Origin of the sequence: Mycobacterium sp. 852002-30065_SCH5024008 (assembly GCF_001665645.1) — a bacterium.
Classification (GTDB): Bacteria; Actinomycetota; Actinomycetes; order Mycobacteriales; family Mycobacteriaceae; genus Mycobacterium; species Mycobacterium paraffinicum.
On the sequence record NZ_LZSZ01000091.1, the window covers coordinates 1 to 11,032 of the forward strand.

Below are 11,032 nucleotides of genomic sequence, written 5' to 3' on the forward strand. Positions count from 1 at the left end.
TGTGGGCTACGCGATCGGGCAGTCGCTGGTCCTGGAGATGGGCGGCGAACCGTTCTGCGTGCGTGAGGAAGCGCGGGGGCGTGGCCGGAACGGGGGGCGGCGGCGTGAAGGCCGGCTCGTTCGTGGGCGCGAAATTGCTCACGCCATAGTCGCGGTATTCCGCCGAGTGGCGCGATCGTGCACGGCGACCCGATTCGCCGTACGGCGGCGTCACCGGCTCGGCGGGCGGGCCGGCCCAGGCCTCGTCCGACTCGGTGTTGCGGGCGCGCCGCCGCCGGCCCGACGCTTCGTCGGCCGGTGTGACGGACGGTTCGGAGCCGGCCCAGTTGCTGCCCGGCGTTCCGGGCGGCAACCACAGTCCCGACGCACCCGCCGGCTGCCAGCCCTGCACATGTGGCTGAGGCGTCGGCTCCGGCTGCGGCTGGGGCGGCGGCTGGCGAGGTTCGAATCGCGGCTCCGGCTGGGGCGGCGCGGCGCTGTACGACGGCTCCGGTTGGAGCGGTGGCGCCGACTCCGGTGGCGCTTCGTACTGGTGACGGACCTGCTCGCGGCGGGGCTGCGCCTGCCGGGGCGGCAACAGCGGTTCCTCGGGCACGTCGATGATCGCCGTTTCGTCGGCACGGCCCGGCGGGCTGTCCTGGGTGGCGGAAGTGACCCGGTCGCTGGAGACCCAGTCGTAGGGCGCATCACGCGGGGTTTCGCCGTTGCGGTCCCACTCGCTGTACGCGCGCTCGCGTGGCGCCTGGGTCTCCGGCGTCTCCAGGGCCGGGCGCTGGGCGAGGTCAGTGTCGAACAGGATCTCCAGGCTGGTGCGCAACGCGCTCAACTCGGCCCGCAGCTCAGCCAGGTCATCGGCGGCCTGGGCGCGCAGCTCGGAAGCCAACTCGCGGCGCAGCTGGGACTCCACGGTCAGTTCATACTCGCGGCGGGCCGAGATTTCGCGATCCAGCTGCAGGTCGTACACCAGCTTCAGGTCGCGGACGCGGGATTGATCCGCGTCGCTCTGGCGGCGGTACAGCACCGAGACGAAGGCACCGGCGACTGCGGCCCACAGCGCCAGGATTACAGCGAGCTTGAGGAGTTCCACCCGATTGGTGAAAACCAGTGCGGAACTGGCCCCCATCGCGAGGACCAGCAACGCGGTCAAGAGCACCCACCCCGGCCTGCGGCCGCCGCGCCGAACCCGGGCGCCGCGGGACAGAACGGTCATGGCCTGACTGTACCTGCGCGAGGTCATTCCGCGTGTCGCCCTTCTCCGGCGATTCTCACGCCGGTTGTCGGCGACACACGAGTGGGCTAGTTTTCCGCGCCTTCACCGTGCTCGGTCTGATCCGGCGGGGACTTGCAGCAATGCTGCAGCCACAGCGCGGCGACGAGTAGCGCCAGCGCGCTGACGGCCGCGACCACGGCGCCGGTCGTGTCCTCGGCGACCGAACGGAGCCAGGACCGCCGCGGCAGGAAGTACACCAGCACGCCGACCCACCAGCCCAGCACCAGCGCGCCCACCCAGGTCGACGCCTTGGCGACCATGAGGCTGCGCGCCACCGCCAGCGGATGCAGCCAGCCGGGGCCGACGCCGATTTCGCCGTCGGTGATCTTGGCCCGCACGTGGCGCGCCCACAAGGCCTCCGCGATGGCCACCGCCAGCAGCGACAGGCCCGTCCAGACCGTGATGGGCGGAAACCACCGGTAGAGGGCGTTGACCAGCAGATAACCCACCACCGCAGCGCCGACGACCGCGGCTGTCAGGTCACGTTTGCGGGTCGGGCCCATCAGGCTTCCGGTTCCGGGTCGGCCGGGGACCCGCCCGCCCGCTCGAGCGTCAGACTGGTCAACCGGACGCTTTCCCGGTCGGCCGGCTCCAGTTCGGCGAGCAGGCTCGCGACCGGTCGCGGGCCCTCCCCGACGGTCAGCTGGGCATCGGGGTCGATGGCAAGCCACGGGATCATGACGAAGGCCCGCAAATGGGCCAGCGGGTGCGGCAGCGTCAGGTTGTTCTCGCGGGAGACCACCTCCGCCTCGCCGAAACAGGCGATCAGGTCGACGTCGAGGGTTCGCGGGCCCCAGCGCTCGCCGCGCACGCGGCCCGCCGCCCGCTCGAATTCCTGGGCCCGGCGCAGCCAGCACTGCCCGTCGCACGCCGGGTCGTTGGCGATCAGCACCGCGTTGAGAAACGGCGCCTGATCAACCCGGCCCCACGGATCGGTCTCGTACACCGGGGACACCGCGAGCACCTTCTCGCCCAGCCCGTCGACGACCGACTGCAGACGCGCCAGTCGGTCACCCAGGTTGGACCCGATGGACAGCACCACCCACGTCATAACGCCCGGCCCGCCGGAACCACCGAACCGCGACCGCCGCGCCGCGACCGCCGCACCACCACCGCGACGTCGGCGAACTGCTGCGGGATCGGGGCCTGCGGCTTGTGCACCACCACCTCGACGGCGTGCACTCTGTCGTCTTCCATCACCCGGTCGGCGATCTCGCCCCCGACCGCTTCGATCAAGTTGCGCGGCGGCCCGGCCACGACGTCGGCCGCCAGCTCGGCCAGGGCGGCGTAGTCGTAGGTGTCGGCCAGCTCGTCGCTGGCGGCGGCCCCGGCGAGGTCGATCCACACGGTCATATCGACAACAAAGTCTTGCCCGTCGGCCCGCTCGTGATCGAAAACACCGTGTCGTCCACGAATCGTCAACCCCCGCAATTCGATTCGGTCAGCCATCGTCTCCAGCCAGGTCGGTCTGCTGCGTTTCGCTTTGCGTCCACGCCCCCACCACCTTGAGCGCGTCGGCGGTGGCCCGCACGTCGTGCACGCGAACACCCCACGCCCCGTACAGCGCTGCGAGCGCGGAGATCACCGCGGTCGCCGTCTCACGGCCGGCGGGCGGGCGCGGCGAGCCATCCGGCCCGGCTAACAACGTACCGAGGAACCGTTTGCGCGATGCGCCCAGGAGCACCGGGATCCCGGTGTCGACCAGCTGCGGCAACGCGCGCAGCAGCGCCCAATTGTGTTGACCCGTCTTGGCGAACCCGAGTCCCGGGTCGATCACCAGATTGGCGGGGTCCACGCCCGCGGACACCGCGGCGTCGACGCTGGCGAGCAGCTCGGCGCGCACTTCGGCGACCACGTCGTCGTAGTGCGGGACCGCATGCGGGCGGGCGGCCGACACCGACCGCCAATGCATCAGCACCCAGGGCACTCCGGCGTCGGCCAGCAGTGGCGCCATCGAAGGATCGGCACGTCCCCCCGACACATCGTTGACGATCCGCGCACCATTCTGCAGCGCCGCCCGCGCGACGTCCGCGTGCATGGTGTCGATACTCACCGTGATCCCTTCTGCCACAAGCTCTTTGACGACAGGGATCACGCGAGAGGTCTCTACCTGTGGGTCGATCCGCGTAGCGCCGGGGCGAGTCGACTCCCCCCCGACATCGACGATGTCCGCGCCGTCGGCCGCCAGCGCCAGTCCGTGCGCCACTGCGTCGCCGGTGTCGAGATAGCGGCCGCCATCGGAGAACGAGTCGTCGGTGACGTTCAGGACTCCCATAACCCGCACAGGCGCCGACTCACTTACGCAGGATGAGATCGAGGGCTTCGGCTCGGGAAGCGGCGTTGGATTTGAACTGTCCGCGCACCGCCGAGGTAGTGGTGACCGCGCCGGGCTTGCGGACGCCGCGCATGGCCATGCACAGGTGCTCGGCCTCGATCACGACGATCACGCCGCGCGGATTGAGTTTCTTCATCAGGGCATCGGCGACCTGGCTGGTCAGCCGTTCCTGTACCTGCGGCCGCTTGGCGTAGAGGTCGACCAGTCGCGCGATCTTCGACAGCCCGGTCACCCGGCCGTCGTTGCCCGGGATGTAGCCGACGTGGGCCACACCGTGGAACGACACCAGGTGGTGTTCGCAGGTGGAGTACAGCGGGATTTCCTTCACCAGCACCAGCTCGTCGTGGTCTTCGTCGAACATCGTGTTCAGCACGCTGTCCGGATCGGTGTAGAGCCCGGCGAACATCTCCTGGTAGGCACGGGCTACGCGAGCCGGCGTCTCCCGCAGACCGTGTCGATCCGGGTCCTCGCCGATGGCGTACAGCAATTCCCGGACCGCGGCCTCGGCGCGCGGCTGGTCGAACGCCCGAGTTGTGGGAGTGGTGTCCGGCCCCAAACCAGTTAAGGCCATCGAATCCTCCGTTCGTCAGCCGTGCGCCGGTGGGTTGGACCGGCTCACGTCATCGTCCTGCTGGTCGGGAGACTTTCCGCCGTTCGGGTCGGGCAGCCCGGGTGGCGGGTAAGGCGGATACGGCGGGTAGGGGGGCTGCGCCTGACCCTGCGGACCCTGCTGACCCGGATGAGCGGGCCGGCCCGGATAACCCGGGTAGTTCCCCGCCGGCTGCGGCCAGTAGGGCTGCTGCGGGGCCTGGGGCGGCGGATACCAGTGATTGGGCTGCTGATCATGCGGTGGCCATCCCGGCGCGTGCCAGCCCGCCGGCGCACCGTAGTCCGGTTGGGTGGGGCCGTGCGCCACGCCCGGACGGGGGCCGTTCCCTTGAGAACCGTTGCCGCCATTGTTGTTTCGGTCGGCGTCCGCTCCCGCGGCCGCGGCGGCTTGGCTGGCCCGCGCGATGGCCGCCTTGAAAGCCGGTTCGGGAACCGGTGGTGGCCACGGCTCGCCGCGCTCGATGGCCAGCTCGCCGGGCGTCTTGATCGGCGGTTTGTCGGACGGGATGCGGCCACCGAAGTCGTCGAACATGGTGAGTCGGGGCCGCTTTTCGACGTCGGCGAAGATGCCCTCCAGCTCGGCGCGGTGCAGCGTTTCCTTTTCCAGCAGCTCGCCGGCCAGCGTGTCGAGTACGTCGCGGTATTCGGTGAGGATCTCCCACGCCTCGGTGTGGGCCGCCTCGATGAGCTTGCGGATTTCGTCGTCGATGTCGCGGGCGACCTCGTGGGAGTAGTCGGCCTGCGTCCCCATGGTCCGGCCCAGGAACGGGTCGCCGTGTTCGGTGCCGTATTTGACCGCACCCAGCTTCGAACTCATCCCGAACTCGGTGACCATCGCACGGGCCACCTTGGTGGCCTGCTCGATGTCGGACACCGCGCCGGTCGTCGGCTCCCGGAACACCAGTTCCTCGGCCGCACGCCCGCCCATCGCGAACACCAGCTGCGCGATCATCTCCGAGCGCGTTCGCAGGCCCTTGTCTTCCTCGGGCACCGCCACCGCGTGCCCGCCGGTACGTCCCCTCGCCAGGATCGTCACCTTGTAGATCGGCTCGATGTCCGGCATCGCCCAGGCGGCCAGGGTGTGCCCGCCCTCGTGGTAGGCGGTGATCTTCTTTTCCTGCTCGCTGATGATGCGGCCCTTGCGGCGCGGCCCACCGATCACTCGGTCCACCGCCTCCTCGAGCGCGGCGGTGGTGATCACGGTGCCGTTCTCGCGGGCGGTCAGCAGCGCCGCCTCGTTGACGACGTTGGCCAGGTCGGCGCCGGTCATGCCGACGGTCCGTTTGGCTAGCCCGTCGAGGTCGGCGTCGGGCGCGATGGGCTTGCCCTTGGAATGCACCCGCAGCACCGCGCGGCGGCCCGCCAGGTCCGGGTTGGACACCGGGATCTGCCGGTCGAAGCGGCCAGGCCGCAACAGCGCGGGGTCGAGGATGTCGGGCCGGTTGGTGGCCGCGATCAGGATGACCCCGGCGCGCGGGTCGAACCCGTCCATTTCGACCAGCAACTGGTTCAGCGTTTGCTCGCGCTCGTCGTGGCCGCCGCCGAGGCCGGCGCCGCGCTGGCGGCCCACCGCGTCGATCTCGTCGACGAAGATGATGCACGGGTTGTTCTGCTTGGCCTGCTCGAACAGGTCGCGTACCCGCGACGCGCCGACGCCGACGAACATCTCGACGAAGTCGGACCCGGAGATGGTGAAGAACGGAACTCCCGCTTCCCCGGCCACGGCACGGGCCAGCAGCGTCTTGCCGGTCCCGGGCGGGCCGTAGAGCAGCACGCCCTTGGGGATCTTGGCGCCCAGTGCCTGATAGCGGCCGGGGTTCTGCAGGAAATCCTTGATCTCGTAGAGCTCTTCGACGGCCTCGTCGACGCCCGCAACGTCGGCGAACGTGGTCTTGGGCATGTCCTTGTTGAGCAGCTTGGCGCGGGACTTGCCGAAGCCGAAGCCCATGCGTGCGCCGCCCTGCATCCGGGAGAACATCACGAACAGGCCGACCAGCAACAGCAGCGGTAACACGTAGACCAGCAGCTCGCCCAGGATGCTGCCCTGGTTGACGACCGTGCTGACCTTCGCGTTCTTAGCGCTCAGCGAGTTGAACAGGTCGACCGCGTACCCGCTCGGGTATTTGGTGATGACCTTGTCGGAATTGTCGGTGTCGTTGTTGCCCTTTTTCAGGGTCAGCCGCAGCTGCTGCTCGCGATCGTCGATCTGCGCGCTCTTGACGTTGTCGCCGTTGATCTGCGCCACCGCCACCGACGTGTCGACGGGCTTATAGCCGCGAGTGTCGTCGCTGAAATAGAAGAACGACCAACCGAGCAGCACCACGACTGCAATCGCCGTGATGGTGCGAATAACGTTTTTCCGGTTCATCAATCATCGGCCTCGCCGGCCAGGTCCTTCCCCGATATACACGCAGCTAGAAAAGTCCAGGTTACCGCTAGTGGCGATCGCCAGCTCCGGCAGAGCCGGGCGCTGGGGGTACCGCCCGCTTGCGGGGGCCGGGTCGCCACCATTTGTCGATATAACGAGCAGGGGTTCCCACCGGGCGTGCCGAGCGTCACGCCAGCGTGACGGTGGGCGGCGGGCGCTCACGTCGGGCGGATCCATCATTCGTAATACCGGGCCTCAATCACATTGCCGTCCGGATCGGTGAAGTAGTACCCCTGCGGCGCCCAGCCCCGGGCCCCGAAGGTGCGACTCAGCCGCGCGCTGGTGTCCACTCCCTCGGCTTGCAGGCGCTGATCCAGCGCCTCGTACTCGGCCTTCGACAATGCCAGGCAAACGTGATTCACCGGATGGCCGGCGCTGCCTTGCGCCCGTGTCATCGACTCGGTGGCGGCGGCAGCGGCATGCGGCGACAAGTCGATGATCGAGTCCTCACACACTCGCACGCTGGGGAACGGCGCATCGCCGGCCTCGAACTCGGCAAACCGGACCGGCTCCAAGCCAACCACCCTCGTATAGAAATCCATCGACGCGCGCGGATCTCCCGTCCAGAGGACGACGTGGTCGAGCCGCTTCATCTCCGGGTTCACCTGCTTTCAATCGTGCGGGCACTCACGGCGATATCTACCAGGCGACCAAAGCCGTTGGATGCAAATCGCGATCAAACGCGAATACTTCTCAGCCCCGCGGGGGGTGTGCTTTGGTGGCATGGTGCTCAAATCAACCGAACGGTTAGTCGAGACCAACGGTGTGCAGCTGCGGGTGGTCGAGGCGGGAGAGCGCGGCGCACCCGCGGTGATCTTGGCCCACGGCTTTCCCGAACTGGCCTATTCGTGGCGCCACCAGATACCGGTCCTCGCCGAGGCCGGCTACCACGTGCTGGCACCGGATCAGCGCGGCTACGGCGGCTCCTCGCGCCCGGACGCCATCGAGGCTTACGACATCCACCAGCTGACGGCCGACCTGGTCGGTCTGCTCGACGATGTCGGCACCGAACGCGCCGTCTGGATCGGACACGACTGGGGCGCCGCCGTGGTGTGGAATGCGCCATTGCTGCACCCGGATCGGGTCGCCGCCGTCGCCGCGCTCAGCGTCCCGGCGGTGCCCCGCTCGCATGTTGCGCCGACGAAGGCGTGGCGCAAGATGTTCGGCGACAAGTTCTTTTACATCCTGTACTTCCAGGAGCCGGGCGTCGCCGACGCGGAGCTCAACGGTGATCCCGCCCGCACGATCCGCCGGATGCTGGGCGGGCTGCGCACATCGGGTGACCCGCTCTCCGCGGCACGCATGGTGGCGCCCGGTACCGAGGGGTTCATCGATCGCCTTCCGGAACCCGACCGGCTGCCGGACTGGCTCAGCCAGGACGAGCTCGACCACTACATCGACGAGTTCTCTCGCACCGGGTTCACCGGTGGCCTGAACTGGTATCGCAATTTCGACCGCAATTGGGAGACCACCCCCGAGCTCGACGACGCGAAAATCACTGTGCCGGCGCTCTTTATCGGTGGGACCGCCGACCCGGTGTTGACGTTCACCCGCGCCGACCGCGCGTCGCAGTTGATCACCGGCCCCTACCGTCAGGTCATGATCGACGACGCGGGACACTGGCTGCAGCAGGAGCGCCCGAACGAGGTGAACGCCGCCCTACTGGACTTCCTCAACGAATTGGAGCTGCGATGAGTGCCCCCCTGCGCTTCGGTGTCTTCATCACACCGTTTCACCCGATAGGCCAATCGCCAACGGTGGCTTTGGAATACGACATGGAACGCGTGGTCGCACTGGATCGGCTCGGTTTCGACGAAGCGTGGTTCGGCGAACACCACTCTGGTGGCTACGAATTGATCGCCTGCCCGGAAGTTTTCATCGCGGCGGCGGCCGAGCGGACGAAGCACATCCGGTTGGGCACCGGAGTGGTTTCGCTGCCCTACCATCATCCGCTGATGGTGGCCGATCGCTGGGTGTTGCTCGACCACCTCACCCGTGGCCGGGTGATGTTCGGCACCGGCCCGGGCGCGTTGCCATCGGACGCCTACATGATGGGCATCGACCCGGTCGATCAACGGCACATGATGCAGGAGTCGCTGGAAGCGATCCTCGCGCTGTTCCGCGCCGGGCCCTCCGAGCGAATAGACCGCCATGCCGACTGGTTCACCCTGCGTGACGCGCAGTTGCATATCCGGCCCTACACCTGGCCCTACCCCGAAATCTCCACCGCGGCAATGATTTCGCCGTCCGGGCCGCGGCTGGCGGGTGCACTGGGCACGTCATTGTTGTCGCTGTCGATGTCCGTGCCGGGTGGCTACGCCGCTCTGGAAACCACCTGGGACGTGGTGCGCGAGCAGGCCGCCAAAGTCGGCCGCGACGAGCCCAATCGGTCCGACTGGCGTGTTCTGAGCATCATGCACATCGCGGACAGCCGCGAGCAAGCCATCGACGATTGCACTTACGGGTTACAGGATTTCGCAAACTACTTCGGCGCGGCGGGGTTCGTCCCGTTGGCCAACGCCGTGGAGGGTGCCCAGACGCCGCACGAGTTCGTCGAGGACTACGCGGCCAAGGGCAATTGCTGCATAGGTACCCCCGACGACGCGATCGCCCACATCGAAGACTTGCTCGACCGCTCAGGCGGGTTCGGCACGCTGCTGATGCTGGGCCACGACTGGGCATCCCCCGAAGCGACTTATCACTGCTACGACCTGATGGCGCGCAAGGTGATTCCCCATTTCAAGGGCCAGCTCGAGGCGGCGCGATCGTCGCACGACTGGGCCAAGGGCAATCGCGACCAGTTGATCGGCCGAGCGGGTGAGGCCGTGGTGAAAGCCATCACCGAGCATGTCGAGGAGCAGAAGGGCGCGGGAAGCTGATGCGCGCGGCGGTACTGCGAGATGGACGGATGGTCTACCGGGACGACGTGCCGGAGCCCGTGCCCGAGGCAGGGCAGGTGCTCGTCGGCGTGCGGGCGTGCGGGATCTGCGGGTCCGACCTGCATTTCGCCGCTCACGGCGCACAGGTGCTCGAAATGAGCAATCGAGTGGCCGCGGGCGCGGGCGGCATGCACGTCGACCTGGACCACGACGTCTTCATGGGACACGAGTTCAGCGCCGAGGTGCTCGAGGCCGGACCCGACACCGAAACCCACCCGCCGGGAACGCTGGTCACCTCGCTTCCGGTCTTGCTGTCCGCCAAGGGCGTGGAGCCAATCGTCTACAGCAACAGCACAATCGGCGGCTACGCCGAACGAATGCTGCTCTCGGCGCCGCTGCTGCTGCCCATCCCGAACGGCCTGGACTTCAAACACGCGGCCCTGACCGAACCGATGGCGGTGGGGTTGCACGCCGTCAACAAGTCCAACATCGCGCCCGGCGAGACGGCGCTGGTCATCGGCTGCGGCCCGATCGGTATCGCGATCATCGCGGCCCTGCGTGCCCGAGGCGTCGAAACCATTGTCGCGGCCGACTTTTCGCCGAAGCGGCGCGAACTCGCCACCGCCATGGGCGCCCATCGGGCGCTCGATGCCGCACAGGGTTCGCCGTTCGACTCGGTCAAACCCTCGGTGGTGTTCGAGGCGGTCGGAGTGCCGGGGATCATCGACGACGTGTTGCTTCGGGCCCGGCCCGGCACCCGCCTGGTAGTCGCCGGTGTTTGTATGCAGCCCGACACGGTGCATCCGTTCTTCGCGATCGCCAAAGAGATCAGTGTTCAATTCGTACTCGCCTATACCCCGGAGGAGTTCACCGACTCGCTGCGCGCGCTGGCCGAGGGCGAAATCGACGCGACCCCGCTGATTACCGGCGAGGTCGGCCTCGACGGGGTCGGCGCGGCCTTTGACGACCTCGCCGACCCCGAGCGTCACTGCAAAGTTCTCGTCACTCCTTAGGTCGATGGTGGCGACCCGGCTACTAGGCCCAGCTGGAGCCGACGGCGCTGTCGGTGCTGGCCATGTTGCTGCCGGCGCTCTGCACCTTCTGCCCGTGGGCGTTGGCCTGCTCGTAGATCACCTGGAAGTTGCGACCCAACTGGGTGATGAACTCCTGGCAGGCCACCGAACCGGCACCGCCCCAAAAGTCCCCGGCGGCAAGCACATCGCGAACGATGGCCTGGTGCTCAGCCTCCAGAGACGCGGCCTGCGCGCGGATCAAGGCACCGTGGGTGTCGACATCACCGAATTGATAGTTGATGGTCATCGTTAATCGTCTCCTGTTTTGTTGGTGGGCTAGCTGCCCAGGATCTGCTGTGAGGCCTGCTCTTGCTGCTCGTAGTTGTTCGCGTCTCGAACCAGTCCGTCGCGGACGCCGTGCAGCATGTTGACGATGTTGCGGAAGGCCTGGTTGACCTGACCCATGGTGTCGTACGAGGTGGCCTGCGCCTGACCGCT

General features: G+C 67.9%; 12 protein-coding genes and 2 pseudogenes. 4 read left to right on the forward strand and 10 right to left on the reverse strand.

What is annotated here, in order from left to right; genetic code table 11:
- Nucleotides 1-76: pseudogene (locus A5781_RS26195) on the forward strand (hypothetical protein); the annotation flags it as partial.
- A 15-nt stretch (nt 77-91) separates the two neighbouring features.
- Here A5781_RS26195 and A5781_RS12525 read toward each other — a convergent pair.
- From A5781_RS12525 to A5781_RS12560, 8 genes and pseudogenes are all read right to left on the reverse strand, one after another.
- Nucleotides 92-1,210, reverse strand: a pseudogene (locus tag A5781_RS12525) (DUF6779 domain-containing protein); the annotation flags it as partial.
- 86 nt (nt 1,211-1,296) lie between these two features.
- Nucleotides 1,297-1,773 (reverse strand): DUF3180 domain-containing protein, encoded by a 477-nt coding sequence (locus A5781_RS12530; protein WP_067205903.1) that lies wholly within the window; start codon nt 1,771-1,773, stop codon nt 1,297-1,299.
- On the reverse strand, nt 1,773-2,321 hold the full coding sequence (folK, locus tag A5781_RS12535; protein WP_067205906.1) for a 2-amino-4-hydroxy-6-hydroxymethyldihydropteridine diphosphokinase: 549 nt from the start codon (nt 2,319-2,321) through the stop codon (nt 1,773-1,775). The genes A5781_RS12530 and folK overlap by 1 nt, the downstream gene beginning before the upstream one ends.
- A complete protein-coding gene (gene folB / locus A5781_RS12540) occupies nt 2,318-2,719 on the reverse strand; it encodes a dihydroneopterin aldolase (RefSeq protein WP_067205910.1) in 402 nt (133 codons plus the stop codon). The genes folK and folB overlap by 4 nt, the downstream gene beginning before the upstream one ends.
- Nucleotides 2,712-3,545: a dihydropteroate synthase gene (gene folP, locus A5781_RS12545; RefSeq protein WP_067205913.1), complete on the reverse strand. Its 834-nt coding sequence runs from the start codon at nt 3,543-3,545 to the stop codon at nt 2,712-2,714. Before folP ends, folB begins: the two co-directional genes overlap by 8 nt.
- A gap of 19 nt (nt 3,546-3,564) precedes the next feature.
- Complete coding sequence (gene folE / locus A5781_RS12550) at nt 3,565-4,176, reverse strand: GTP cyclohydrolase I FolE (protein ID WP_067205916.1); 612 nt, start codon at nt 4,174-4,176, stop codon at nt 3,565-3,567.
- 15 nt (nt 4,177-4,191) lie between these two features.
- On the reverse strand, nt 4,192-6,582 hold the full coding sequence (gene ftsH, locus A5781_RS12555; protein ID WP_067205919.1) for an ATP-dependent zinc metalloprotease FtsH: 2,391 nt from the start codon (nt 6,580-6,582) through the stop codon (nt 4,192-4,194).
- A 236-nt stretch (nt 6,583-6,818) separates the two neighbouring features.
- On the reverse strand, nt 6,819-7,235 hold the full coding sequence (locus tag A5781_RS12560; protein ID WP_067205922.1) for a VOC family protein: 417 nt from the start codon (nt 7,233-7,235) through the stop codon (nt 6,819-6,821).
- Nucleotides 7,236-7,365: 130 nt separating this feature from the next.
- Between A5781_RS12560 and A5781_RS12565 the strand changes: the two genes are divergently transcribed.
- Genes A5781_RS12565 through A5781_RS12575 form a run of 3 tightly spaced genes read left to right on the forward strand, consistent with a single transcriptional unit; the run spans nt 7,366 to nt 10,534 of the window.
- A complete protein-coding gene (locus tag A5781_RS12565) occupies nt 7,366-8,337 on the forward strand; it encodes an alpha/beta fold hydrolase (protein ID WP_369817718.1) in 972 nt (323 codons plus the stop codon).
- Nucleotides 8,334-9,521 (forward strand): LLM class flavin-dependent oxidoreductase, encoded by a 1,188-nt coding sequence (locus A5781_RS12570; protein ID WP_067205925.1) that lies wholly within the window; start codon nt 8,334-8,336, stop codon nt 9,519-9,521. Before A5781_RS12565 ends, A5781_RS12570 begins: the two co-directional genes overlap by 4 nt.
- On the forward strand, nt 9,521-10,534 hold the full coding sequence (locus A5781_RS12575) for a zinc-binding dehydrogenase (protein ID WP_067205929.1): 1,014 nt from the start codon (nt 9,521-9,523) through the stop codon (nt 10,532-10,534). Before A5781_RS12570 ends, A5781_RS12575 begins: the two co-directional genes overlap by 1 nt.
- A gap of 22 nt (nt 10,535-10,556) precedes the next feature.
- Here A5781_RS12575 and A5781_RS12580 read toward each other — a convergent pair whose 3' ends face one another.
- Both A5781_RS12580 and A5781_RS12585 read right to left on the reverse strand, forming a co-directional pair.
- Nucleotides 10,557-10,841 (reverse strand): WXG100 family type VII secretion target, encoded by a 285-nt coding sequence (locus A5781_RS12580; protein ID WP_067205933.1) that lies wholly within the window; start codon nt 10,839-10,841, stop codon nt 10,557-10,559.
- Between the two features lie 29 nt (nt 10,842-10,870).
- On the reverse strand, nt 10,871-11,032 hold a 162-nt coding region (locus A5781_RS12585), incomplete at its 5' end, for a WXG100 family type VII secretion target (RefSeq protein WP_197281332.1).

Excerpts from the sequence above, each read along its gene's own strand:
- A5781_RS12570 (WP_067205925.1), top strand. The coding sequence starts at position 8,334 with ATGAGTGCCCCCCTGCGCTTCGGTGTCTTCATCACACCGTTTCACCCG.
- folB (WP_067205910.1), bottom strand. The coding sequence starts at position 2,719 with ATGGCTGACCGAATCGAATTGCGGGGGTTGACGATTCGTGGACGACAC.
- A5781_RS12565 (WP_369817718.1), top strand. The coding sequence starts at position 7,366 with ATGGTGCTCAAATCAACCGAACGGTTAGTCGAGACCAACGGTGTGCAG.
- ftsH (WP_067205919.1), bottom strand. The coding sequence starts at position 6,582 with ATGAACCGGAAAAACGTTATTCGCACCATCACGGCGATTGCAGTCGTG.
- A5781_RS12580 (WP_067205933.1), bottom strand. The coding sequence starts at position 10,841 with ATGACCATCAACTATCAATTCGGTGATGTCGACACCCACGGTGCCTTG.
- folE (WP_067205916.1), bottom strand. The coding sequence starts at position 4,176 with ATGGCCTTAACTGGTTTGGGGCCGGACACCACTCCCACAACTCGGGCG.
- A5781_RS12575 (WP_067205929.1), top strand. The coding sequence starts at position 9,521 with ATGCGCGCGGCGGTACTGCGAGATGGACGGATGGTCTACCGGGACGAC.
- folK (WP_067205906.1), bottom strand. The coding sequence starts at position 2,321 with ATGACGTGGGTGGTGCTGTCCATCGGGTCCAACCTGGGTGACCGACTG.
- A5781_RS12560 (WP_067205922.1), bottom strand. The coding sequence starts at position 7,235 with ATGAAGCGGCTCGACCACGTCGTCCTCTGGACGGGAGATCCGCGCGCG.
- A5781_RS12530 (WP_067205903.1), bottom strand. The coding sequence starts at position 1,773 with ATGGGCCCGACCCGCAAACGTGACCTGACAGCCGCGGTCGTCGGCGCT.
- folP (WP_067205913.1), bottom strand. The coding sequence starts at position 3,545 with ATGGGAGTCCTGAACGTCACCGACGACTCGTTCTCCGATGGCGGCCGC.